Source organism: Microbacterium sp. NPDC087665 (genome assembly GCF_044743285.1).
In the GTDB taxonomy this organism is placed as follows: domain Bacteria; phylum Actinomycetota; class Actinomycetes; order Actinomycetales; family Microbacteriaceae; genus Microbacterium.
In genome coordinates this window covers 248,723-273,086 of sequence record NZ_JBIUWD010000002.1, presented here as the reverse complement: position 1 = coordinate 273,086, position 24,364 = coordinate 248,723, and the positions used below count along the sequence as shown (strand labels likewise).

Genomic DNA, 24,364 nt, shown 5'->3' with positions numbered 1-24,364 from the left:
ATGACGGAAACGATGACGCAGGACTTCGACGCAGCGGCCCCCGAGGTCATCCGGGTTACGAACGTGTCGAAGCGGTTCACGGTGCGCAAGGATTCGTCGCTGAAGGAGCGTGTCGTCACGCTCGGTCGTGCCGGTCGTCAGCACCGACAGGACTTCTGGGGCCTCAGCGACGTGAGCGTCGGCATCAGCGCCGGCACGACGATCGGCCTGATCGGGCACAACGGCTCCGGAAAGAGCACGCTGCTCAAGGTGCTGGGTGGGATCATCCAGCCTACCGAGGGAACCGTCGAACAGCGCGGCCGGGTGGCTGCGCTGCTCGAGCTCGGCGCCGGCTTCCACCCCGATCTCACCGGGCGCGAGAACGTGTTCCTCAACGGTTCCGTGCTCGGCCTCAGCCGGGAAGAGGTCGAAGGGCAGTTCGCGGCGATCCTCGAGTTCTCCGGTGTGGGCGACTTCATCGACACCCAGGTGAAGTTCTACTCGTCGGGCATGTACGTGCGTCTCGCATTCGCGATCGCCGTGCACACCGACCCGGACATCCTCCTCGTCGATGAGGTTCTGGCGGTCGGCGACGAGCAGTTCCAGGAGAAGTGCCTCGCGAAGATCCGTGAGTTCCAGACCGAGGGACGAACGATCATCATCGTCAGCCACGCGCTCGACCAGATTTCGTCGCTCTGCGACCGGGTCGTCGTGATGGATAAGGGCAAGCTTGTCTACGACGGCATCCCGGTGACGGCGATCGAGCGCTTCCGCAAACTGCTGACGGACAACGCGGTCGGACAGGCGCGACCCGATCAGGTGTCGCGTGCCCTCGAGATCCGATCCGTCGACATCCATGATGCCGGCGGGAAGGCCGTCGCCCAGATCACAGCCGGCGAGGAACTCACGCTCGAGGTCGACGTGGAGATGATCCGACCGATCGAACGGTGGGCGATCGGCTTCAGCGTCGACTCCTCGCTCGGGCAGATCGCCCTCGCCTCGAACACCGATCTGCTCGACATCGTCCTCGACCCGCTCAGCGCATCGCGGACGGTCTCGATCTCGTTCACGACCGATGGAATGAGCCCCGGTCGGTACTCCGTGAACGTGAACGCCTCGGGAATCAGCGAACCCACCTCGCACGGGCTGATGAACGGAGCGGAGTTCGAGGTGCTCGGCGAAGTCCGGTCGGTCGGCCCGGTCGCCACGTCGGTCCGGATCGTATGACTTCGGAAGATCCCGTTCTGAGACCGCTCGTCTCGATCATCGTTCCGGTGTACAACTCCGGTGCGCACCTCCTGCCCTGCGTTCGCTCGATCCTCGCTCAGACGCACGCGCACCTCGAGCTCATCCTCATCGACGACGGATCGACCGATGATTCGGGTGCGCTCTGCGATCGATTGGCGCAGGAAGACTCGCGGGTCATCGTGCGGCACCAGGCGAACGGCGGTATCGCCGCAGCGCAGAACGCGGGTCTGGACATCGCGTCTGGCGCGCTCATCACGTTCTGCGACAACGACGACCTCATGGCGCCCCGGATGCTGGAGCGACTCGTCGACCTGATCGAGTCGACCGGCGCGGACATGAGCTGCTGCCGTTGGCGCAATGTCGGCGCCAGCCAGGGCGAGGCCGAACTCGCCAAGCACAGCGACGATGCCTTCGGCACCTTCGAGGTGTTCGGCGACCCGGGCAAGGCGTACCAGACCGTGTTCTCGGTCGCGGTCCGGCGGCTGTTCCGCAAGGAGCTGAAGTACTTCAGCGAGGCGAACTGGGGCAAGCTCTACCGATCGCACCTGTTCGAGGGTGTGCGGTTCCCGGCGGGACGCTACGCGCAGGACGTCGCTGTGGCGATGACGCTCTACGAGCGCATGTCGACCGTCGTCTCCTGCTCGGATGCCCTCTACTACTGGCTGCAGCGCGGCGACAGCGTCTCGCACGCCGTGAAGTCGACGAGCTATTACTCCGACATCGTCCACGCCCACCTCACGTCGTTCGATGTCGCGCTGCGGCTCGGGATCACGCCCGCCCGGGCTTTCTCCGGGCTGAAGACCCTGCGCTTCGAACGGCGCAGCGCGAAGACGGAGCAAGAGCGCGCGGTCTTCGACGCCGACGTCGCCGATGTCCGTCGCCGCACTGCGCAACTGAGTTTCTGGCAGCTCGCCCTCTGCGAGCTGCTCTACCTGCAGCGGGCGCTCGAAGTCCAGGTGTACAACCGCACAATCCATCGACGTCGCTGACGTCGAGCACATCGCGATTAGGATGGCTAACCGTGGCGAAAGTGAATGAACGCGTACTCGTGATCGTCCCTGCGTGGAACGAGGAGAAGAACGTCGGCCACACCGTCGAAGAGATTCTCCGCGCTGACGCGCTCTACGACGTGATCGTCGTCGACGACGGCTCCACCGATGACACGGCGGCCGTCGCGAAGGCATCCGGCGCCCGCGTGCTGCCGCTCCCGTTCAACCTGGGGGTCGGCGGGGCGATGAAGACGGGGTACACCTACGCGCAGCGCCATGGGTACACGCGGGCGATCCAGGTCGACGCCGACGGACAGCACAATCCGGCGAACATCGCCGAGGTGCTCAAGGGACTCGAGCACGCGGACATCTCCATCGGCGCGAGGTTCGCCGATGTGGGGGACTACTCCGTTCGCGGTCCGCGGAAGTGGGCGATGCTGTTCCTCGCCTCCGTCGTGTCCCGAGTCGCGAAGGCCAAGCTCACGGACGTCACGAGTGGTTTCCGCGCGGCGAACTCCCGTGCGATCGCGCAGTACGTGCGCTACTACCCGGCCGAGTATCTGGGTGACACCATCGACTCTCTCGTCGCCGGCGCCCACGCGGGTCTCACGGTCACCCAGGTTCCCGTGGCGATGCGGCCGCGCGTCCACGGACGCCCGTCGCAGGGATCGATCGGGTCGACCATCTACCTCTTCCGCTCCGTGTTCGCGCTCGGCCTCGCGTTGATGCGCGGCCGTCGAAAGGTCGTCGCATGATCGTCTTCCTCGGGGTCACATTCGCGCTGTTCATCCTCGCGATCATCGTCTGGATGCTGCTGAGCAAGCGCCTGCGCGAGAAGTACGCCATCCTGTGGCTGATCATCGGTATCGGGATGCTCGTGCTGACGGTCTTCCCCGACCTGCTCGTCTGGCTCTCGAACGTCCTCGGCGTCCAGGTGCCCTCGAACCTGCTCTTCGTGGGGGCGCTGGCGCTTCTCGTCGGCGTGACGCTCCACCAATCCTGGGAGCTGTCGACGGCCGAGGACGAGACGCGACGCGTCGCCGAGGAGGTCGCCATCCTGCGCGCCGAGGTCGACGCGCTCAAGGATCGCGCCGCGGACACCGACATCAGCACCGACGGCGACCGCCGGAACTGATCGGTCGGACGCCCGCCCCAGCCCCCGGCGTCAGACCGCGGTGGGCGTCGTGATGGCGATCTGTTCCGTCTTCTTCTCGCTCCACGCCAACCACGCGAACACGGCGAGAGCGATCGCGAACGCCATCGACCCCCCGATCCAGACCGTCATCGGAGAGATCGGCGTGTTCCACCACCACTCGGCGTCGCGGTCGAGATTCACACCCGTGCCGTCCAGTCCGGTGATGTAGCGACGCATGTTGATGTGCAGCGCCAGGCTGTTCGCCACGGTGAGTCCCGTCGCGAGGATGGCGAGCTGCATGCGGCTCATCGAGAGCGTCGCGCGTCGCGTGCCGACGAGCGCCACCCCGGCGAAGATGATCATCATCGGGTACACGTACCTCGGCTGGACTCCCGTTCCCACGAGCAACCCCTCGCGGACGAGGATGTAGAGGGGAACGACGATCAGACCCGCCGAGACGCCCGCGAGGGCGAGCCACTTGCGCGGCGTTCCCTTCTTCAGGCCCCAGAAGGCCACAGCGACGGCGACGGCCACGGATGTCGTCCACACGAGGGGAGGCAGGGGAGTGTCGAACCAGCCGAGTCCCCACGAACCCAACGCACCGGTCCACAGTCCCGGCAGCAGCTGGAGGTTCGCGACGATCAGCGAGTACAGGCCCTGGGTCCTCTCGGTCTCGGCGGTGAGCACGCCGGACTGGCCGCTCGTGAGGAAGAGGCCGGCGGCGATCGCGACGAGCGCGACGGGCAGGATGAGCTCGAGCAGGAAGCGCTTGTCCTTGCGCCATCCGAGGACGACGGCGACGGCGACGGCGAGAACGCCATAGGCCGCTGAGTCGCTGCGCGCACCGGCGCCGATCACCATCAGCAGCACTGCGAGCGCTGCCAGGCCGATCTTGCGCTTCCCGGTCTGCTGGAAGAAGCCCCAGGTCGCGAGCCACAGGCCGCTGGCCTGGAGGATCGACCAGGAGCTGGGGTTCACGCTGGGGATCAGGAAGGTGCCGAGCGGGACGATCGCGACCAGCGCACCCCACACCAGCAGATGGCGCATGCGCAACGGGAGAAGGAAGAACAGCGCGACCAGCACTCCGACGTAGAGCAGGGCGTTGAAGCTGCGCATCACGATGATGGACACCGACAGATCCGGGCCGACGAATGTGCTCATGACCGCGTAGAACACCGGCGGGTAGCCGTTGTCGAGCCAATTGCCGCGGATGGTCGGGACCATCGACGATTCGTCGAGAGGGCAGGTCGCTGCCTGACCGGAGTGGAACGCGAAGCAGGCGGCGGCCTGGACCACGTCGCCGGGGAGCTCGCGGGTCGTCTCATCACCCGTGGTCTCGCAGCGCCCGTCGATCGGGCCGTTCGCGCACCAGATGCTGCCCATGTGATAGTCCTCGTCGGGGCTCGAACCCGGGGGAGAGGAGACCCCCCAGGCGAGCAGCGCTACGAGGAGCGCGAGAGGAGCGAGTACAGCTGCGACGATCTGTCGTGTCCGGCGGGTCATCGTGGGGGGAGCTCCTCGATCTGGGTGACGACGCCGGCGAGCGATGTCAGCGGCGTGGTGAGGTCACAGGTATTCTTTGGTGGTGCGTCTTAACCGAGTCCCATCTTATCTGCGCGCCCGGTGCACCCCCATTGGCGTCTGCGGGCGGTCGCTGTGACCGGTCCGGGCGCAGCGGCGCTGAGCGTCGTCATTCCGTCGTACAACTCCGCGCAGTGGTTGCCGTCGACACTCGATGCGCTCGCCGTCGCGGTGCGTGAAGCCGGTACCGATGTCGAAGTGATCGTCGTCGATGACGGCAGCGACGACGGATCCGAAGGTGTCGTCGAGGCGCTCGCGCCCGGATTCCCCGGGTCGCTCGTCGTCGTCCGGCAGGAGAACGGCGGCCGCTTCCTCGCGCGATGGGCAGGCCTTGAGCAGGCCCGGGCCGATCTTGTGCTCCTTCTCGACTCCCGGGTGCTGCTCGCGCCCGATGCGCTCTCGTATCTGCTTCCGCAGGTCGAAGCGGATCCCCGCCCCGCGGGGTGGAACGCGCACGTGCACACCGACCGCACCTCGCCCCTGGTCGGTCGGTTCTGGGAAGTCCCGACGTTCGTCTTCTGGGGCGGATACCTGCGTTCGCCGCGTCCGTACGACCTCACCCCTGACACGTTCGACTCGGCTCCCAAGGGCACCGGCGCGTTCCTCGCCCGCCGCGAGGTTCTCGTCGAGGCGTTCCGATACGCATGGCCCGAAGGCGATGCGAAACTGATCTCCGACGACACCAAGATCCTGCGATGGATCGCGGAGCGCGGCGGCATCCGCCTCGATCCCGGATTCTCGGCCATCTACCGGCCCCGCACCACCGTCAAGGGCTTCGTGAAGCACTCGTTCGACCGCGGCACGTTGTTCGTCGACAGCTACGCGGGCACATCGCTCGTGCGCTCCGCGGTGATCATCCTGGCGGCGCTGGCCCCCCTCGTGCTGATCGCACTGCTCGTCGGACTGCTCGTGGCCGGCGCGTGGCCGGCGGCGGTCATCATCCTCGTGGTGGCCGTGCTCGTTCTCCTCGCCCCGATGCTCCCCGCGGCGATCAACCGATGCCCCGCGCGTGCGCAGGCGGCCTACCTTCTCTTCCTCCCCGTCTTCATCATCCCGTTCTGGCTCGGACTCGCGCGCGGCGTGCTGGTCCATCGCCGCGCGTTCTCGCGTCGCAGCGGGAAACGACAGGACTCCGCCGGAAAGGCAGATTCATGATCATCTTCATCTACGGAACCACGGCCGAAGCGATCAAACTGGCGCCGGTCGTTCGTCGACTCGACGCGCAGGGCATCCCGTACCGCCACTGGGTGACGCAGCAGCACACCGAGTCGCTGCGCAAGGCGATTCCCGAGCTGGGGTTCACCCAGCCCGACGAGGTCATCGCGAACGGGCACAAGGGCAAGCCGCTGAAGTCTCCGGTTCAGATGGTGAGCTGGATCTTCGACGTGCTCACCTGGTCGGCGTCGAACGTGCGCCGCATCCGCAAGACCCTGCCTCCCGGCTCCGTGGTGATCGTCCACGGCGACACGATGACGACGGTCCTCGGGACCTTCATCGGTCGCTGGCTCAAGGTTCCGGTGGCGCACATCGAGGCAGGTCTCCGATCGGGGAACTGGCGCCACCCGTTCCCGGAAGAGCTCGACCGGCGCATCGTCGGCCGCTTCGCCCACATCCACTACGCGCCGACCGAAGAGTCCGCCGCGAACCTCTCGAAGCGCCGGAACGTCGTCCTGACCCACGGCAACACGGCGAAGGATGCCGTGCGCGACGCCGCAGGAGACTCCGAGGCGATCATCGAGGCGTACGGGCTGGTGCTCCTGCATCGGTTCGAGTTCATCTCGAACACGGCACTCGTCGCCGAGACGCTCAAGACTCTCGACAAGAACACGCCGTTGCCGTTGCGACTGATCGTCGACGCCTATTCGCGTGACGCGATCGAGCAGACGATCGCCGAACTCGGGCTCACGAACTTCACTGTCATGCCCAAGCTCGAGCACGGCGACTTCGTCGCTGCCTTGCGGGCTGCGAGCTTCGTGGTCACGGACTCGGGTGGTGTGCAGCAGGAGGCCGCCGTGTTCGGCATCCCGACACTGGTGCATCGCAAGGTCTCCGAAAGCCGGGAAGGCATCGGCACCAGCGCGATCCTGTCGGGCTGGGAGCAGAGCGCGGTCGCCGAGTTCCTGGCGAACGCGCAGGACTACCGCGTGATCGATCTCGATCCGGGCGAGTCGCCGTCGGACATCATCGTCGCCGACCTCATCGAGCGCGGGCTCGCTCGACCGGTGAAGACTCCCTCCGCCTGACGGAGGGCTGGGCTCACTTGGCCGAGCTCGCCGCGGTCGCGGAGAGAGTGCTGCGAAGGCGACGCGCGTTGCGCACGTCGATCGCGAAGAATGCGATGAGGACCACGGCGCCGATCACGCCGTAAGCGGTGAGCATCGCCGTCACGTCCGGAATCGTGATCGTGAAGGTGATCCACTGGGCGACGGCCGCCAGGAGAAGGATGCCGGCGGCTCCGCGCGACGCGGAGCTCGTCATCTTGATCATCATGCCCTGAGCCGCGATCCACGGCAGGTAGGCGAGGGTCGTCGGCACCAGGAGAGCCGCAGCCGCGGCGTACGCGGGCTTGTAGATCAATGCGATGATCCAGTCGCCGAGCAGCAAGAACACGACGAGCATCGCCACGCTCGTCGCCAGCGAGAGACCGAGTGTTGCGAGCACGCCCACGCGCGAGATGTTCGGGTTGTCGCGATGCTTCACGAATCGCGGGAGCAGATACAGGGACAACGTCGAGGGGATGAGGAAGCCCGTCTTCACGAGCACGATCGCCGCCGCGTAGATGCCGGCCAGATCCTCGGGCGCGCCGGCCCGGAGGAAGATCACGTCGGAACTCGTCAACCACGCGAACGCCACGGTGAGGATCACGATCGTGATTCCGGCAGAGCTGAAGACGCCGTTGAGAGGTCGCGGCACCCGGCGCGCGGTCCACACGCCTCCGACCACCGCGACGACGAGCGCAGCCAGCACAGCGCCGATGATTCCACCGAGGCCCGTGCCGATCGCGATCGCGAGCACGGCGAAGAGCACTCGGGCGATCTGGGAGAACGTCGACCACCACACCGCCTGCGCGACCTGTCCCGATCCTTGGAGCAGCCCCATGGCGTCGGCGAAGACGAAACTCAGCGGGATGGTGACCGCTGCGGCGAGGATGACGAGCGGCGTGGTGTTCAGGGCTGTGGCGAGCCACGGCGAGAGCACGGCGATCACGGCACCGCCGCCCACCCCGAGCAGGATGGCATCGAGCGGCACCCGGCGACGGGCTCTGCGCGCTTCGTCGGGCAGGGTCAAGGTCGAGGCCGTCTGAACCGTCACCGTGCTCTGGAGCGAGGCGCTACCGATGGCGGCGACGTTGACGATCACGAAGAAGGCGGCGAGCAGGCCGAAGTCGGCGGGAGAGACGAAGCGCGCGCTGACGAGCTGGAAGGCGAAGGAGGCGATGATGCCGAGACCGCTCGCCACCCCGACGGCGAGGAGGGCCTTCCCGTGCGAGCGGACGTGGACGCCGAGTCCTGTCCGCTCCGGCTTCGGGTTCGTCCGCGTGCCGTTTTCGGCCATCTGGTGGTCATCCTGACGTCGGTTCTGCCGGGGGAGTGCCACCGGAGAAGGGCGGCGGCGCGAGTCGCTCGTGCCGCCGCCATGATACTCAACGGCGCTGGGCGGGTGCTGTCGGAGGCGGTTCTCCGACGGGGTTCGCGAGCACGGGAGGGTAAGCTTCTTCGTTGTGACACTCTCCCAGAACTCTGATCCTGTGGCACCAGCCGCGGCCCGGACGCGAATCGCTGCGAGCGCCGACGTCTCGGCCGAAGCGACGCTCGGGAACGGCACGTCGATCTGGCACCTGGCACAGGTTCGCGAGAGCGCGGTCCTCGGCGAGAACTGCATCGTCGGGCGCGGAGCCTACATCGGCACCGGCGTGCAGATGGGTGACAACTGCAAGGTGCAGAACTACGCGCTCGTGTACGAGCCGGCGGTGCTCGGCAACGGTGTGTTCATCGGCCCGGCGGTCGTGCTCACGAACGACACGTATCCGCGCGCGATCACGCCGGACGGGTCGTTGAAGTCCGCAGACGACTGGGAGCCGGTCGGCGTCGTGATCGACGAAGGCGCCTCGATCGGTGCGCGTGCGACCTGCGTCGCTCCTGTGCGCATCGGCGAGTGGGCCACAGTCGCGGCCGGAGCAGTCGTCGTCAAAGATGTCCTTCCCTTCGCCCTCGTGGCCGGGGTGCCCGCTCGGCGCATCGGCTGGGTGGGAAAAGCGGGTGTACCGCTCACGGAGTCCGAACCCGGCGTGTGGCTCTGCCCCTCGACGGGCACCCGCTATATCGAGACAGAAGGCGTTCTCGCATTGGAGGAACAATGACGGAATTCATCCCGGCGGCCAAGCCGCTGATCGGTGACGAGGAACGAGCGGCAGTCGACCGCGTGCTGCAGAGCGGCATGGTCGCACAGGGCCCCGAGGTCGCGGCATTCGAGCGCGAGTTCGCCGAGCACTTCGTCGAGGGGCTCCCCGTCATCGCGGTGAACTCCGGCACCTCCGGTCTGCACCTGGGCCTTCTCGCTGCAGGCGTGGGCCCGGGCGATGAGGTCATCGTGCCATCCTTCACCTTCGCCGCGACGGCGAACGCCGTTGCGCTGACCGGTGCGACGCCCGTCTTCGCCGACATCGAGCCCGAGACGTTCACTCTCGACCCCGAGGCCGTCGCCGCGGCCGTCACCGACCGTACGCGCGGCATCCTTCCCGTTCACCTTTACGGGCACCCCGCACGCATGACGGAACTCGGCGCGCTCGCCGAGGAACGTGGCCTGTCGCTCTATGAGGATGCGGCGCAGGCGCACGGCGCCGCGTTGCACGGCCGCCCGGTCGGAACGTTCGGTGCGATGACGATGTTCTCGCTCTACCCGACAAAGAACATGACCAGCGGCGAGGGCGGAATGGTCGTGACGGCCGATGAAGCGACAGCGCGCCGGGTCCGCCTGCTGCGCAACCAGGGCATGGAGCGTCAGTACGAGAACGAACTCATCGGGTTCAACGCACGGATGACCGACATCCACGCGGCCATCGGCCGTGTGCAGCTGACCAAGGTCGATGCATGGACGGCGGCACGTCAGTCGAACGCCGCATTCCTCGACGCCCATCTTCGCGGCGTCGTAGTGCCGCCGGTGGCCGAAGGTGCGACCCACGTGTACCACCAGTACACGATCCGTGTCACGGAGGATCGCGATCGCATCGTGCAGGCCCTCAAAGAGGAGTACAACATCGGGAGCGGCGTCTACTACCCGATCCCGAATCATCGGTTGCCATCGCTCGCGCACTACGCACCGGACCTCGAGCTCCCGGAGACCGAGCGCGCGGCGAGCGAGGTCATCTCCCTTCCCGTGCACCCGTCGCTCTCCGCCGACGACCTCGAGCGGATCGTCACGGCCGTGAACGCCCTCACAGCGGCGGGAAGCTGATGACTTCGCTGCGGGCCGGTCTTCTCGGCGTCGGGTCGATGGGCCGCCACCATGCCCGGATTCTCCGCGAGATCGAGGGCGTCGATCTGGTCGCCGTGGCAGACCCGGGCGGCGACCCGCACCGAGTGGCCCAGGGCATCCCTCTTCTCGCCGATGTCGACGCGCTCATCCGCGAGAAGATCGATATCGCCGTCGTCGCGATCCCGACGCGTTTCCACGCTCAGGCAGCCCTCGCGCTCGCCGATGCCGGCATCCACACGCTCGTCGAGAAGCCCATCGCGGATGACAGTGCCTCGGGCCGCGAGGTCAGCGCTCGATTCCGTGAACGCGGGCTCGTCGGCGTCGTCGGACATGTCGAGCGCTTCAACCCCGCGCTTCAGCAGTTGCGTGCCCGCCTCGCCGCCGGAGACATCGGGTCCGTCTACCAGATCGCCACGCGCCGGCAGAGCACGTTCCCCGCGCGGATCGGCGATGTGGGTGTCGCGAAGGATCTCGGCACCCATGACATCGACCTGACCGCCTGGGTCGCGCAGTCGGTGTACTCGGCCGTCAGCGCCCAGACCGCGTTCCAGAGCGGACGCGCGTTCGAAGACATGATCGCGATGACAGGCCGTCTGCAGAACGGCATCATCACCAACCACCTCATCAACTGGCTCAGCCCCATGAAGGAGCGCGTCACCGTCGTGACCGGCGAACGCGGCACCTTCGTGGCCGACACCGCCACGGGCGACCTGACCCTCCATGCCAACGGCACGGTCCCGCTGGAGTGGGAATCGGTCTCGACCTTCCGGGGAGTCTCCGAGGGCGACGTGACGCGGTTCGCCTTCGCGAAGCGCGAGCCGCTCCGCAGCGAACTCGAAGCGTTCCGCGATGCCGTCCTGGGCGAGGACACCGAACTCTCGACGATGGACGAGGCCGCCCACACGCTCGAGGTCGTCGAATCCGCTCTCGAGTCCGCTCAGCACGGCGGGACGATGATCGCCATCGATTCCGCCGCCCGCTGATCGCATCACCCCCCGCGTCTCACGCTGCACCGAAAGTGACTGCAATGGATCTCCTCGTCGTCGGATCGGGCTTCTTCGGCCTCACGATCGCAGAGCGCGCCGCGAACGCCGGCCGTAAAGTCACCGTCATCGATCGACGACCCCACATCGGGGGCAACGCCTACAGCGAGCGAGAGCCCGAGACGGGGATCGAGGTGCACCGATACGGCGCGCACCTCTTCCACACGTCGAACGAGACGGTGTGGGAGTACGCCAACCGCTTCACCTCGTTCACGAACTACGTGCACCGCGTGTACACGACCCACGAGGGCACGGTCTTCCCGATGCCGGTGAATCTCGGCACGATCAACCAGTTCTTCCACGCGGCCTACACTCCGGACCAGGCTCGGGCGCTGGTCAAGGAACAGGCGGGGGAGTTCGACGTCAAGACCGCGAGCAACTTCGAGGAGAAGGGCATCGCGCTGGTCGGGCGTCCGCTGTTCGAGGCCTTCTTCCGGGACTACACGGCGAAGCAGTGGCAGACCGATCCGCAGAAGCTGTCGGGCGACATCATCAGTCGGCTGCCGGTGCGCTACACCTACGACAACCGCTACTTCAACGACACGTGGGAAGGTCTTCCCACCGACGGATACACCGCGTGGCTCGAACGGATGGCCGACCACCCCAACATCGAGGTGAAGCTGAACGTCGACTACTTCGACGATGCGCAGCCGTTGAGCAAGAAAGCCACGGTCGGGCAGCTTCCGATCGTCTACACCGGGCCCGTCGACCGCTACTTCGACTACACGGCGGGTGCGCTCAGCTGGCGGACGCTCGATTTTGAGCAGGAAGTGCTCGACATCGGCGATTTCCAGGGCACGACGGTGATGAACTACCCCGACATGGATGTGCCGTACACGCGCATCCATGAGTTCAAGCACTTCCACCCGGAACGCAAAGACGTCTACGAGTCGGACAAGACCGTCATCATGCGGGAGTTCTCCCGGTTCGCGACGCGCGACGACGAGCCGTACTACCCGGTGAACACCTCGGCCGACCGCGAGGGCCTCCTCGCGTACCGAGAACTCACCAAGGGGGAGGACGGGGTGCTCTTCGGCGGGCGCCTCGGCACCTACCAGTACCTCGACATGCACATGGCCATCGGCTCGGCGCTGTCGATGTGGAACAACCAGCTGGCGTGAGCGGCGTCCGCCGGGAGCGCGATTCGAGTGCGCTCCGGGCCGATGGGTAGGATCGGAGTCATGCCTCATTCGCCTGCGCCTGTCGACATGCCCTCCGAGACGGAGGCCTCACGGGCCCAGGTATCGTCACGTCGCGAGGGTGGTCGGCTCTGGCCGCGAGCGACTACGGCGCTTCTGCTGCTCGTGGGCATCGCCATGGGGCTGATCGGGTTCGTGACGGTGATGTCTCTCGGCGACCTGGGGTGGCACGGGGCGCGCGATGCGGAACTTCGCGCGACGTACGAGGCGTACCAGGACACCGGAACCCTCCTCATCAAGGAGACCGGCTCGGGGTCCTACGGTGTGCAGGCTCCGGCCGACGGGCCGTTGACCTTCGCCACCTGGGACGACGACCCCGGTTCGTACATCATCGCGAGCCTCATGTACAACATCACCGGATCTGACTCCCCGTATCCCGGTCTGCGCGTCGCCCAGGCCCTGCTCGTCGCCATTCCGCTCGTCTGGCTTCCGCTCGCGGTCGCACGCGTCGTCGGTCGGGCGCGTGCGGGATACGCGATGGTCCTCCTCCCTCTGGTCGTCTGGTTGTTCAACCACGGGGCGACTCTCGTCGGCACCGAGTACGGGCTCTCCGACCGGGTCAACACGCTCCCGGTTTACTCCCTGTACGGCACGGCTGCGTCACTCGCTTTCCTCTCCCTCGCCCTCATCGTTCTTCTCAGCACGTACCGTCTGCGCTGGCTCGGTCTGGTCGGCGCCACTGTGGGCATCTCGGTGCTCGCCGCATTCGGCAACATGTCGCGGTCGTTGTCGGGCATGGGCATCGCCGCCGCCGTCGGAGTGCTGTGGTGGATCTTCGCGCGCGGCCGCTGGCGGTGGGCCGCAGCGCTCGGCGGCGCACTCATCGCCGTGCTCCTCGCCTCGGTGATCCAGACCGGCCTCATGGCGGCGATCAACGTCGATCGATCCGAGACCACGGGTCAGGCCATGACCGAGGTTCCCGACGCCCACACGGCGTGGCATTCGCTGTACCTCGGGCTGTCGTACCCCACCCCTCTCAACGGAGAACCCTCTCATTTCGCGGTGACCTGGGCGGATGAGTACGGATGGGCCAAGGCGCGGGAGATCGACCCGGACGTGCTCGTCGCCAGTGAGGAGTACGACAAGATCCTCCAGGGGCTGTACCTCGACGAGGTGCTCGGTGATCCCGTCGGTGCCGTGAAGCTCTATCTGCAGAAGGCTCTTTACGTCGCGAAGCACTTCGGCGGCCTCGTCCTCTTCATCATCATCGGTTTCGCGGTGGGGATGTCGATCCGATCGGGCCCGCGTCCGCGACTGGGCCGCGTGCTGGCGATCGTCACACCGCTGTTCCTCCTCGGTCTGGTCCCCGCCATCATGGTGATGCCGATGCTCTACTACTACTCGGAGCTCTCGGCCGCTCTCGGCCTGCTGGCCGCGGTGTCGCTGGGCGTCATCGTCTGGGCCGCGACCTCTTGGCCGGCTCGCGTCCGCGCCCGCGAGCAGCAGCGGACCGCCGCCGACCTGTCGCAGCCGAAGAGTCGCGCCGGTGTCAGCGTCGTCGTCGACGACACCTTCCTGCGGGAGGGAGACGTCGAGCGGATCGCCGCGGCCCTCTCCGCAGGCGACGAGGTCGTCGTCGTCGGTGGGGCATCGCCGGCAGATGGCGACAGCGCTGCGCCCGTACCGACGCATGCGCCCGTGCACAGGGTCGCGAGCGTGCCGGAAGACGGTATCGGCCGACGTCTGCGTGCCGGGGTGCTCTCGAGCGTCGGCGAACGAGTGATCGTCGTCGGCGGCCCGCTCGATGCGGAACCGAGCGCTCTCGCTCAGCTCGCTGCCGCCGAGGGCGCATCCGAGGCCGACCACGACGCAGACCGAGAGGCGCCGGCAGGAGTGCTGCGAAGCATCCTGCTCGGAGCGCGCACGTCGCTCCGGGGACGGGTGATCGTGCTCGACGGCGACGCGGGACGAGCGATCGTCCGCGCGTCGAAGGAGACCGACGACCTCTGGTTCGACGAGATCGCCTTCGGGCTCGAGGCGCGCGGCGTGCGACCGGAAGTCCTCGACTTCGGGACCGCGGCCGCTGCCGGCGACTCGGAGCCCCCGGGTTCCCGGGGCGCCTTCCGGACTGCTCGGCGTCTCAGCCGGATCGCGCTCCGTCGCGAGGAGTTCGCCTCGGCCCGCCCGGCGCGCTGATCGGCCGAGACGCGCGCCGGAGGTTCGCTGCTCGTCAGCGGCCGCGGACCACGGTCGCCCGAACGTCCTGGAGGGTTCGCGCGATGCCGTCGGAGAGGTTGGTCATCGCCCGGTGATCGAGCTCCGGCCACAGCGTGGACCGCATACGCAGGTCCCGACTCTGGAGCGAGGAGACCGCAGAGCTGCCCATCACGATCTCCGGACGGCGACTGACCACGCGTCGGAACTCGCCCAGCAGCGCCCCCACGCTGACGGAGCGCCCCGACGCGAGGATCTTCACGTGGTAGCCGGGCTCGCTCTCCGCGAGCCGCTGGCAGGCATCCACGATGAGCGCGGCGCAGTCGTCGACGAAGATGTAATCGCGCAGAGTGTCGAGCGGCACGTAGACGGACAGCGGCGTGCGATTGACGTACGCGCGGCACAGGTGCGAGATCAGCCCCTGGGGCTTGCTGAGGCTCTGCCCGGGTCCGTACAGGTTCGCGATGCGACCGACCAGGCATCGCACCCCGCTCGTCGCGGAGAAGCCGCGCGCGGCGTCCTCGATCGCGAGCTTCGCATGCCCGTAGTCACCGAGCGGGGCGGGCGTCGACGTCTCATCGAACGGCGCGCCGTGCGCTCCGGCGAACATGGCGCCGGCGGATGACGCGACGAAGACCAGACCTCGTGCGCGTACAGCCTCGGGAAGAGCGGTGATCGCTGCGAGCAGAGTCTCGAAACGGCTGACCTCGGTGCGCAACGACTCGGCGCTCGAGCCGGTGACGCCGACTCCGGCGCACCAGAACACACGCCAGGAATCGTCGCCTGCCTGCGCGACGAGCTGCGCGATTCCGAGCCGGATATCGTCTTCGGCGTCGGGTGTGCTCCAGCGGATTCGGGGGCCCGAGAACACCGGTGCGTCGAGCGCGGCGAGCCTTCGCGCGACGGCGGACCCGAGCAGGCCCCGGGCTCCGACCACCCAGTCCAGAGAGGTCATTCCGGGCGGCGCCTGCCGAGGGGGCCGTCGGCAGGGTCGCTGACGATGAGGTACGACGGCTTGCCCATGGCCATGTTCACCGCGGTGCCGAGGTATTCGGCGACCATGCCGAGCGAGATCAGGAGCGCTCCGGATGTGATCAGAATCACCGTCATCATCGAGGTCCAGCCCGCGGGGAAGTGCGCCCCCAGGAACCACTGGACGATGAAGACGATGGCCATCACCACGCCGATGGCGGCAAGGGTCGCACCCGCGACCGCGACGAAGCGCAGCGCTCGGGTGCCGCTCGAGAGGACCAGCCTCCAGAAGTGGCTGAGCAGCTTGCGGCCGGAGTAGCCCGAGACCCGCTGTCCTTCATCCCGGAAGTGCACGTCGGCGGTCACGACTCGTGAGGCCACCCAGCCGAAGGCGATGTCGAGGTAGACGCCGCTGCCGGCATAGGCGGCGACGCTGCGACCGATCTCGCCGAGGATCAGGCGGAAGCTCTGGAAGTCGGACGCCTTCTGCCCGTTCGACAACCCGGTGATGAGCGCCTTCGCCCCGCGGGACGAGGCATTGCGCAGTGCGCCGTGGGGCTTGGCGTTCGTCGGCTTGGCGTACACGAGCGGCGCCGCATTCTCGACGGCTGCGTCGAGCAGGCGTCCGATGTCGACGGGATCGTGCTGTCCGTCCTCGTCGATCGTGGCGATCCATTCCGACCCGCTCGACGCCATTCCGGCGAGAGTGGCAGAGTGCTGGCCGAAGTTGCGGCTCAGCCAGACGGGACGCACGAAGTCGTATTCGGCCGCGAGGGTGCGGATCACTTCGGCCGAGCGATCCGGTCCGTTGTCGTGCACGAGCAGCACCTCGGTCACCCGCCACGGGATGCCGGTGGGGGTCTGCGTCACCTCGGTCACTGCGACGATCTCGGCGATGAGGGATCGAAGAGTCAGCTCGCCTTTGTAGACGGGGACCACGATGGATATCTCGTGCGGATCGGAAGTGACGTCTGAGGACATGGGGGCCTTCGCGGTCGAGCGAGGAGAGTTCGTCGCCGCACTAGACTAACAATCCGGGACAATCGTACGAAATCGGTGAGCGGGTCCATGGGAGTATCTTTTCGGCGTCTGATCGCGAGATTGATCGCGGATCAACGTGTGCGCTTCCTCGCGGTCGGCGGCGTGAACACCGTCCTGGGATATGCGATCTACGCGGCCCTCGCTCAGTGGGTGTTCGCGCACGTGCCGTTCGGTTATCTCATCGCCCTCGTGATCTCGTACGCCATCTCGATCACCGTCGCATTCGTGCTGTATCGCCGCTTCGTGTTCGTGGTCAAGGGCAATGTCCTGATCGATTTCCTGCGGTTCGTCGGCGTCTACGCGGTGTCGATCCTCGCCAACGCCGTGGCGCTCCCTCTTCTCGTCGAGTTCGGCGGACTCAACCCGCTGCTCGCGCAGGCGATCGTGCTCGTGGTGACCACGCTGATCAGCTTCGTCGGGCACAAGTACTTCTCGTTCCGCCGCAAACCCGACGGGGCGGCCGGTGCGTCGGAGGCGCCGTCGTCGCCGATTCCGACGGATTCGCCCGCCCGTCCTTCAGGTTCTTCAGTCGGTGGCCCCGTAGACTCGGCATCGTGAGTCACACTGCTGTTGGGGCGCCCGGGACGCCCCGGCGTTATCTGCATTCGCTGTGGCTTCTCTCAGCTCGAGATCTGCGCGTGCGGTACTCGACGAGCTTCCTCGGATACCTGTGGTCGGTTCTCGACCCACTGGTGATGAGCGCCATCTACTGGTTCGTCTTCACCCAGATCTTCAAGCGCGACGTGGGCGAAGAGCCGTACATCGTCTTCCTCATCAGCGCGCTTCTGCCGTGGGTGTGGTTCAACGCCTCGGTCTCGGACTTCACCCGCGCCTTCAAGAAGGACGCCCGACTGGTGCGGTCGACGGCGATCCCTCGATCGATCTGGGTGAACCGTATCGTGCTCAGCAAGGGCATGGAGTATCTCTTCTCGCTGCCCGTCCTCGTGGTGTTCGCGGTCTTCGCTCCCGGCACGCAGTTCGGCTGGGGAGTGCTCTGGATGCCCGTGGCGATGCTGTTGCAGACCATCCTGCTCGTCGGCCTCGGTCTGTTGATCGCGCCGCTCTGCGTGCTCTACGTCGACCTCGAACGCACGACGGCCCTGATCCTGCGGGCGATGTTCTACGCGACCCCGATCATCTACAACGTGACCGACCTCCCGAGCAACTTCCAGATCCTGGGAGCCTTCAACCCGCTCGCCGGGATCTTCATGCTCTATCGGATGCCGTTCTTCCCGGACCAGTGGAACCTGCTCACCCTGCTGATCAGCGTGTTCATGAGTTTCGCCATTCTCGCTCTCGGCATGTGGGTCTTCCGCGTCATGGAGCGACCTGTGCTGAAGGAGCTGTGATGGCAGCGGCGATCGCAGTCGAAAACCTCGGCGTTCATTTCCGGCGCAACCGTCGAGGACGTCGGAGCTTCAAGGACCTCTTCGCGGGAGCCTCGCGGCGTTCGCGTCCCGGAGAGTTCTGGGCGCTGCGCGGCGTCTCCTTCACGGTTCAGCCCGGAGAGTCGATCGGCGTCGTCGGTCGCAACGGTCAGGGAAAGTCGACGCTGCTGCGTCTGGTGGCCGGCGTGCTGCTCTCCGATGAGGGCACGGTGACAGTGAACGGCGGGGTCGCCCCGCTCATCGAGATCACGGGTGGTTTCGTCGGAGATCTCACGGTGCGGGAGAACGTCCGCCTCACGGCAGGACTGCATGGAATGTCGCGCGAGGAGGTCTCGCGTCGCTACGACGACATCATCGCGTTCGCGGAACTTGCCGGGTTCGAGGATGCCCCGTACAAGCACCTGTCGAACGGGATGAAGGTGCGGCTGGCCTTCTCCGTGGTGTCGCAGCTCGACGAACCGATCCTGCTCGTCGACGAAGTGCTGGCCGTCGGCGACAAGGCTTTCCGCGATAAGTGCTACAAGCGCATCGACGAGCTTCTCGCCGAAGGGCGCACGTTGTTCTTCGTGAGCCACAACGAGCGGGATCTGCGTCGCTTCTGCACGCGCGGCCTCTACCTCGACAAGGGCGCCCTCGTGCTGGACGCGCCGATCGCCGACGTTCTCGACCGTTACAACGCCGACCACACGGTCTGAGCGTCTCGCGTTCCGTCAGAGGCCGACCAGGCTCCGGAGGTTCTGCACGGCCGAACGCGCCGCTTCGACGGCGCCGGAGGTGTTCCCCGACTCCGAGATCGCAGTGCGGAGCTCGTTCAGGCGTTCCGCGTACGCGCTGACACCGTCGCGCCATTGCGCGTCGAGAGACGACGGAGGCTGGGTGTCGGACATGCGCTGAGCATCCTGCACGAGGGAGTCGACCACGGAGAGAGCATCGGTGCCGCTCGAGCCCGCAATGATGTCGAGGCCCTGAGGTGCATCCGTCAACCATCCGCTGACCTGATCACGGAACGCGTCGATGGTCGGCTCCACGGGCGCGGGCGGAGTGATCGCCGGCGGTTCCGACGGGTCGGTCGTCGACGTCGCGCCGGGAGTCGGACTGCTCGTCTCGGTCGGAGACGACGACGGCCCCGGCGATCCGCTCGCACCGGGTTCCGGCGCATCTCCGCGGGGGAGCAGGAAGAACAGCAGCGCGCCGACGATCGCCAGTGCGGCGACGGAGATCCCGACGATCAGCCAGATGCGGCCGCGATTCTTCGGCTTCGGTTCGATCGGGGCCCAACGGACCTCGGGCTGCTCATCGCTCATCGTCATGTCTCCAGGGCGGGCATCGGCGTCCAGGAACGGTCGCGGCCGATCTTGCCGCCCTCCTTGAGCCCGCGGAACAGGTTGCTCGTGCCGCGCACAGTGCGCTCGACGAAGACCAGCCGGATCAGTTCCTTGGCGAAGGTCATGGCCGTGCCGAGACCGAAGAGCACCGGGTTGTAGTTGCGGTGGATGCGGTAGTAGTGCTTGATGTATGCGCGATTGCGCATGATGTAGAAGCGGTACGCGTTGCTGGACGCGTTCATGTGGCGGATGCCCATGTCCCACTGCTTGATCTCTCGCGTGCGACGCAGCACGAACTCGTCGACGATCACGGCGGTCGTCTTGCGCGACGCGAGCCAGCCGTACATCTGGTCATCCCAGTAGATGAAGAACCGGTGATCGGGGAGCCCGATCTGCTTCACGATCGAGCGGTGGATGAACATGCCCTCGAAGCATCCGCTGTTCATCTCCTTGTAGCCGGACGAGTCGAACCCGGAGGGCGCGAACGGGATGGGAATGCCCATGCGCTCGGCGATGCGGTACTGCCAGTAGAACTCGCTGCCGTCGTAGTCGTAGCGCCGGCCCTGGATGCTCTTGAAGCGCGGCGTCCACTTGCCCATCCGGGCCAGGCCGTCGGGCAGGACCTCGACGTCGTCGTCCATCATCCAGATCCACTCGGATCCGAGCTCGTACGCGGTGCGCATGCCCTCGCTGAAGCCACCGGAACCGCCGGTGTTCGTGTCGAGGCGTCGGTAGACGAGTTCGGTGCCGAGCGTCGGGCGGAACGTCTCGACGACCTCGGTGGTGTCGTCGGACGAGGCGTTGTCGATGATGACGACGTGACCGGGCTTCGGATCCATCGCGGTGATGCTCGTGAGGAGGCCCGTGAGCAGGTGCGAGCGGTTGTAGGTGACGATGACGATCGTCGCCGTGCTCGGATCGAAAACGGCGTTCTGCGGGACGTTTGCCACGGGGGTGTTCTCCGGAGGGGTTGCGCCAACTGCCGATGGGCGGTGGACTCTGTGAGCAGAGATCAGCCTACCCTCCGCAGCTGAGGTATCCCGGGAGCGAGCGCCTCGGCGAGCAGGATTCCGGGCGATAGGATGGCCCCGATGAAGGTATTGATCACCGGCGGTGCGGGATACATCGGATCGACAGTAGCCACGGCCTGCCTGGAAGCCGGCATCGAAACGGTGCTGGTCGACGACCTGTCGACCGGCCTCGAGGCGTTCGGAGACGGGCGGTCGCTGTACGTCGGTGACATCGCCGACGTCCCGTTCCTCGATCGCGTGCTGGCCGACCATCCCGACATCGACGCCGTCGTGCACTGCGCCGCGAGGATCGTCGTTTCGGAGTCGGTCTCCGACCCTCTGGGCTACTACGACTCGAACGTCGGGAAGACGGTCGTCCTCCTTCGGCGTCTGCGGACGGCCGGCATCGATCGGGTCGTCTTCAGTTCGTCGGCCGCGATCTACGCGGGGGAGGACGGCGGGGGCGTCGACGAGCGCAGCGCGCTGGCGCCGTCCAGCCCCTACGCCGCCACGAAGGCCATGGTTGAGCACATCCTCGGTGACGCCGCTGCGGCAGGCGACTTCCGCGCGATCGCGCTCCGTTACTTCAACCCAATCGGCGCGGACCCGCGCCTGCGCACCGGGCTGCAGAATCCCACCCCCTCGCACGCGCTCGGCAAGATCATGCAGGCGCGCACCGAGGGAATCCCGTTCTCCATCACGGGAACCGACTGGCCCACGCGGGACGGATCGGGCCTCCGCGACTACATCCACGTGTGGGATCTGGCACTCGCCCATGTGGCCGCCGTGCAGAGGTTCGACACGATCGCCTCGACCGATGCGCCGTACCAGGCCATCAATCTCGGCACCGGCGACGGCGTCACGGTGCGAGAGCTCGTGGCCGCCTTCGAGCGCGTCACCGGTGAGCCGCTCCCCGTCGTCGAAGCGCCTCGTCGTCCGGGGGATCAGGCCGGTGCCTTCGCGATCGTCGAGCGCGCAGCCGAGCTCTTGGAGTGGCGCGCGAGCCGGTCGATCGACGACGGCGTGCGCGACTCGCTCGCCTGGGCCGAGAAGTTCCGCTCCGGGCGCTGAACCCGCCGGCCGCTGAACCCGCTCAGCTCTGCGAGCGCAGTGTCGGGATGACGCCGGTGTGCGCCGCGTCGACGTTCTCCCGCCACGAGCGCGACTGACCGGCGCGCAACGCGCACAGCACGAGCAGGAACCACCCGGCCCCCGCGAGGGTGAAGCTCTCGAACATGGAGTCGACGGCCAGGGTGACCAGCGTGATCGGCGTCCAGGCGTAGACCACCGACCTGCGCACGCTGGCGACGAGCCAGGAGCGGACGAGGGCGACGCCACCGAGCAGGAGGAACAGGACGAGACCCGCCGCCCCGAGTTGGAGCAGCACGTCGAAGTAGGCGTTGAGGGCGCTCTGGTGACGATCGTCGAGCTGGAAGTTGATGTAGGTGAACGGGTATTCGCCCCGCGCCCAGGAGCCGAACCATCCCCAGCCCTGTACCGGCTTGAGAGCCACGAAGTCCAACACCTTGTTCCACAGCGTCGCGCGGATCGAGAAGTCTGATCCTGCATCGAGCAGGGCGATGATCTGGTGGCGGAAGAGGAACGCGACCGTCAGCGCGACGGTGACCAGCGCCCCGAGCGTCCACTGAACGATGTTCCGGCGCTCCGGTGACGCATGTCGGACCAGGGTCAGCGCGGTCGTGACGATGCCGACGGCCGCCGCGAGCACGATGACCGTCGGGGACGAGGAGAGGAAGGCCAGCGCCGCGGCGAGAGCGATCGAGGGGATCGCGATCGGTCGGGTGACGGACTGCGTGCGCCACTCGATGACGAAGGTGATGAGGGCCAGCACGGCGATGAACCCGAGCATGTTGCGGCTGCCGAAGATGCCCTGGATCGGTCCTCCGACGGCGAGGTTGCCCTGGATTCCGAGCACCACGATCGGCAGGTCGAGCAGGATTCCTGACAGGATCTCGACGCCGAGCGACACCGCGAGGAGTGCACGGAACGTGTCGCCGAGAGCGCGCACGGTCTGAAGCGTGTCACGGATATGCCCGATGGTCAGCGCGAGGAAGGCGTAGCCGAAGAGCGAGAACCATCCGAAGAGGGTCTCGGATTTGTCGGATGTCCAGACGAGACTCACCAGCGCCCAGCCGAGGAATGCGTAGAGCGACGAGGGGGCGATCCGCAAGGGGGAGAGTTCCTCGCGTCGGACCCACAGGATGGCTCCGCCGAGCAGGCACAGCACCGCGACGATCGTTGCGAGCGTGGCGGGAGAGCTCAACCGCTCGATGGCGAAGGAACCGAACACCGCCCCGAGGGCGGCGAGGGTGAACGCTCTCGCCATCTCGACGGAGCCGAGGAGCCGGGTCGCCCGATGCGCTGTCGTCACGGAATCCGCCGGGCCGGCGCTCCGCGTTCGAACACCTGGTCGCGTTCGCCGACGCCCACGTGCGGCACCGACTTCAGCTTGAAGCTGAGGAGGATCACCAGCATCCAGCCCCAGAGCATGATCGGCGTCGATTCGGACAGCCCCTGAACGAGGAGCACCACGGTGAACAGGCTGGGCAGGAGAGTGAGGGGCGAGTAGTTCCTCGCAGAGTTCAGGTCCCACCGCGGCCGATCGACGGCGAAGAACCAGGAACGCCAGAGCAGGCTCAGGTACGCCAGGGCCATCAGCACGACTCCGAGCGCACCGAGCTGCAGAAGCACGTCGAGCCACATGTTGTGCGCGTGGAAGACGGTGATGTGGTGATCTTCGATCCATCCCGCGAAGGCAGGGTCCCACGGCACCCAGGGGCTCGAGAAGCCGTTGCCGAACACCGGATGCTCCGCGGCGCGTTCGAGTACCTTCGTCCAGATCTTGTCCGAGCGTCCGGTGAGGTCGGCGCTGCGCCCCAGCAGGGAGAAGAGGGGTTCGCGCAGCAGCCAGAACGCCAGAGCCGCCAGCGCGGACCCGCCGATGGCGACCACGTAGACGCGCGTCCGGGCACTGGGGGTACGCGCGCGTCGCATGAACAGCGCGACGACGAGCACGACGGCGGCGGCGGCGGCGCACACCAGCGCGGTCGCGGATGCGGTCCGGAAGAGGAAGTACGCGGCCAGCAGCATCCAGAGGGCGAGCGTCGTCCGCCACCTCGAGCGCGCTGCGAAGAGCACGCCGAAGGTGATGAGCGCGAACAGAGAGATGATCGCGAGCGTGTTCGCGTTGCCCACGATGCCCTGGATCCGACCTCCGTCGAAGAGGTTGTCCCGCACCCAGTACCACTGCGCGTCGACCTCGCCGTCGGGGCGGTCGAAGAAGTTCGGCCACAGCGGCTCGTGCAGGAACAACGAGACCCACAGCTCGATGGCGAGCGAGAGGCCCAGAATCCACTTGAACGCGGATGACAGGGCGCGCACGATCTCATGCCAGGTGAGCACGTGCGCGATGAAGAGTCCGTTCACGGTCACGGCGGCCAGCAGCAGCCCCGTCACGATGGTCGGTCCTCGCCACTGGGACCAGGCGACCGAGACGAGCGCGAGGGTCATGTAACCCAGAGCGGCCCAGGGCAGCCGACGCCAGCGGAACGGCTGCGGAAGATTGCGTGCGAGCTGGGGGACGCCGATGGCTGCCGTCGCGAGCGTGAACACGACGATCGTCGCGCCGGCGCCGACTTGACCGAGGAGGTTGTAGACCGCCGTGTGGGCGAACGTGACGAACAGGACGAGGATGATGTAAGCGCGCAACAGCAAGTGCCCCGTCGATTCGCGCTCGGGGGCGCTCGGCGGGGCTTTGACCGGATGCTTGGTGTACTGGGCCATCGCGTTCAGGCTACCGCGACC

23 protein-coding genes are annotated in these 24,364 nt (G+C 66.9%); 15 read left to right on the top strand and 8 right to left on the bottom strand.

The features are described from left to right. Genes ACIOSY_RS04835 through ACIOSY_RS04820 form a run of 4 tightly spaced genes read left to right on the top strand, consistent with a single transcriptional unit; the run spans position 1 to position 3,351 of the window. On the top strand, positions 1-1,206 hold the full coding sequence (locus ACIOSY_RS04835; protein WP_400849865.1) for an ABC transporter ATP-binding protein: 1,206 nt from the start codon (positions 1-3) through the stop codon (positions 1,204-1,206). Then, a complete protein-coding gene (locus tag ACIOSY_RS04830) occupies positions 1,203-2,216 on the top strand; it encodes a glycosyltransferase family 2 protein (RefSeq protein ID WP_400849862.1) in 1,014 nt (337 codons plus the stop codon). Before ACIOSY_RS04835 ends, ACIOSY_RS04830 begins: the two co-directional genes overlap by 4 nt. Positions 2,217-2,248: 32 nt before the next feature. Continuing rightward, entirely contained in the window at positions 2,249-2,971 is a 723-nt protein-coding gene (locus ACIOSY_RS04825; RefSeq protein ID WP_400849859.1) for a glycosyltransferase family 2 protein, read from the top strand. After that, positions 2,968-3,351 (top strand): DUF2304 domain-containing protein, encoded by a 384-nt coding sequence (locus tag ACIOSY_RS04820; protein ID WP_400849856.1) that lies wholly within the window; start codon positions 2,968-2,970, stop codon positions 3,349-3,351. The genes ACIOSY_RS04825 and ACIOSY_RS04820 overlap by 4 nt, the downstream gene beginning before the upstream one ends. A 30-nt stretch (positions 3,352-3,381) precedes the next feature. On the opposite strand, the gene ACIOSY_RS04815 is transcribed toward ACIOSY_RS04820, so the two are convergent. Further along, positions 3,382-4,854 carry a DUF2142 domain-containing protein gene (locus ACIOSY_RS04815; RefSeq protein WP_400849853.1) on the bottom strand — a complete coding sequence of 491 codons (1,473 nt, stop codon included), beginning with the start codon at positions 4,852-4,854 and terminating at the stop codon, positions 3,382-3,384. 153 nt (positions 4,855-5,007) lie between these two features. Here ACIOSY_RS04815 and ACIOSY_RS04810 point away from each other — a divergent pair, with 153 nt between their 5' ends. Then, entirely contained in the window at positions 5,008-6,087 is a 1,080-nt protein-coding gene (locus tag ACIOSY_RS04810) for a glycosyltransferase family 2 protein (protein ID WP_400849849.1), read from the top strand. Continuing rightward, positions 6,084-7,175 (top strand): UDP-N-acetylglucosamine 2-epimerase, encoded by a 1,092-nt coding sequence (locus tag ACIOSY_RS04805; protein ID WP_400849846.1) that lies wholly within the window; start codon positions 6,084-6,086, stop codon positions 7,173-7,175. The genes ACIOSY_RS04810 and ACIOSY_RS04805 overlap by 4 nt, the downstream gene beginning before the upstream one ends. Before the next feature lie 13 nt (positions 7,176-7,188). On the opposite strand, the gene ACIOSY_RS04800 is transcribed toward ACIOSY_RS04805, so the two are convergent. Further along, a complete protein-coding gene (locus tag ACIOSY_RS04800) occupies positions 7,189-8,487 on the bottom strand; it encodes a lipopolysaccharide biosynthesis protein (RefSeq protein WP_400849843.1) in 1,299 nt (432 codons plus the stop codon). Positions 8,488-8,680: 193 nt separating this feature from the next. Between ACIOSY_RS04800 and ACIOSY_RS04795 the strand changes: the two genes are divergently transcribed. The 5 genes from ACIOSY_RS04795 to ACIOSY_RS04775 are packed head-to-tail and all read left to right on the top strand — an operon-like array spanning position 8,681 to position 14,785. Further along, positions 8,681-9,292 carry an acyltransferase gene (locus ACIOSY_RS04795; protein WP_400849840.1) on the top strand — a complete coding sequence of 204 codons (612 nt, stop codon included), beginning with the start codon at positions 8,681-8,683 and terminating at the stop codon, positions 9,290-9,292. Then, entirely contained in the window at positions 9,289-10,386 is a 1,098-nt protein-coding gene (locus ACIOSY_RS04790; RefSeq protein WP_400849837.1) for a DegT/DnrJ/EryC1/StrS family aminotransferase, read from the top strand. The genes ACIOSY_RS04795 and ACIOSY_RS04790 overlap by 4 nt, the downstream gene beginning before the upstream one ends. Then, complete coding sequence (locus tag ACIOSY_RS04785) at positions 10,386-11,390, top strand: Gfo/Idh/MocA family oxidoreductase (RefSeq protein ID WP_400849834.1); 1,005 nt, start codon at positions 10,386-10,388, stop codon at positions 11,388-11,390. Before ACIOSY_RS04790 ends, ACIOSY_RS04785 begins: the two co-directional genes overlap by 1 nt. A gap of 44 nt (positions 11,391-11,434) precedes the next feature. Continuing rightward, on the top strand, positions 11,435-12,571 hold the full coding sequence (glf, locus tag ACIOSY_RS04780; protein WP_400849831.1) for a UDP-galactopyranose mutase: 1,137 nt from the start codon (positions 11,435-11,437) through the stop codon (positions 12,569-12,571). A 60-nt stretch (positions 12,572-12,631) separates the two neighbouring features. Further along, on the top strand, positions 12,632-14,785 hold the full coding sequence (locus ACIOSY_RS04775) for a hypothetical protein (RefSeq protein WP_400849828.1): 2,154 nt from the start codon (positions 12,632-12,634) through the stop codon (positions 14,783-14,785). A gap of 34 nt (positions 14,786-14,819) precedes the next feature. Here ACIOSY_RS04775 and ACIOSY_RS04770 read toward each other — a convergent pair whose 3' ends face one another. Continuing rightward, on the bottom strand, positions 14,820-15,758 hold the full coding sequence (locus tag ACIOSY_RS04770; protein ID WP_400849825.1) for an NAD-dependent epimerase/dehydratase family protein: 939 nt from the start codon (positions 15,756-15,758) through the stop codon (positions 14,820-14,822). After that, entirely contained in the window at positions 15,755-16,756 is a 1,002-nt protein-coding gene (locus ACIOSY_RS04765; RefSeq protein ID WP_400849822.1) for a glycosyltransferase, read from the bottom strand. Before ACIOSY_RS04765 ends, ACIOSY_RS04770 begins: the two co-directional genes overlap by 4 nt. A 138-nt stretch (positions 16,757-16,894) precedes the next feature. On the opposite strand from ACIOSY_RS04765, the gene ACIOSY_RS04760 reads away from it, so the two are divergent. Genes ACIOSY_RS04760 through ACIOSY_RS04750 form a run of 3 tightly spaced genes read left to right on the top strand, consistent with a single transcriptional unit; the run spans position 16,895 to position 18,899 of the window. Further along, positions 16,895-17,374 (top strand): GtrA family protein, encoded by a 480-nt coding sequence (locus ACIOSY_RS04760; protein ID WP_400849819.1) that lies wholly within the window; start codon positions 16,895-16,897, stop codon positions 17,372-17,374. Then, the gene (locus ACIOSY_RS04755) at positions 17,371-18,165 is read left to right on the top strand and encodes an ABC transporter permease (RefSeq protein WP_400849816.1); all 795 of its coding nucleotides are present in this window, start codon (positions 17,371-17,373) and stop codon (positions 18,163-18,165) included. Before ACIOSY_RS04760 ends, ACIOSY_RS04755 begins: the two co-directional genes overlap by 4 nt. Next, positions 18,165-18,899, top strand: coding sequence for an ABC transporter ATP-binding protein (locus tag ACIOSY_RS04750; RefSeq protein WP_400849813.1), 735 nt, complete (start codon positions 18,165-18,167; stop codon positions 18,897-18,899). Before ACIOSY_RS04755 ends, ACIOSY_RS04750 begins: the two co-directional genes overlap by 1 nt. Positions 18,900-18,914: 15 nt before the next feature. Here the strand turns inward: ACIOSY_RS04750 and ACIOSY_RS04745 are convergent, their stop codons facing one another. Together ACIOSY_RS04745 and ACIOSY_RS04740 are read right to left on the bottom strand one after the other, a co-directional pair. Beyond that, on the bottom strand, positions 18,915-19,508 hold the full coding sequence (locus ACIOSY_RS04745; protein ID WP_400849810.1) for a hypothetical protein: 594 nt from the start codon (positions 19,506-19,508) through the stop codon (positions 18,915-18,917). A 2-nt stretch (positions 19,509-19,510) separates the two neighbouring features. Beyond that, entirely contained in the window at positions 19,511-20,479 is a 969-nt protein-coding gene (locus tag ACIOSY_RS04740; protein WP_400849807.1) for a glycosyltransferase family 2 protein, read from the bottom strand. A gap of 141 nt (positions 20,480-20,620) precedes the next feature. On the opposite strand from ACIOSY_RS04740, the gene galE reads away from it, so the two are divergent. After that, positions 20,621-21,610 carry a UDP-glucose 4-epimerase GalE gene (gene galE, locus ACIOSY_RS04735; protein ID WP_400849804.1) on the top strand — a complete coding sequence of 330 codons (990 nt, stop codon included), beginning with the start codon at positions 20,621-20,623 and terminating at the stop codon, positions 21,608-21,610. Positions 21,611-21,632: 22 nt separating this feature from the next. Here galE and ACIOSY_RS04730 read toward each other — a convergent pair whose 3' ends face one another. Together ACIOSY_RS04730 and ACIOSY_RS04725 are read right to left on the bottom strand one after the other, a co-directional pair. After that, entirely contained in the window at positions 21,633-22,931 is a 1,299-nt protein-coding gene (locus ACIOSY_RS04730) for an O-antigen ligase family protein (RefSeq protein WP_400849801.1), read from the bottom strand. Next, positions 22,928-24,343 carry an O-antigen ligase family protein gene (locus ACIOSY_RS04725; RefSeq protein WP_400849798.1) on the bottom strand — a complete coding sequence of 472 codons (1,416 nt, stop codon included), beginning with the start codon at positions 24,341-24,343 and terminating at the stop codon, positions 22,928-22,930. The genes ACIOSY_RS04730 and ACIOSY_RS04725 overlap by 4 nt, the downstream gene beginning before the upstream one ends. Positions 24,344-24,364: the final 21 nt, after the last annotated feature.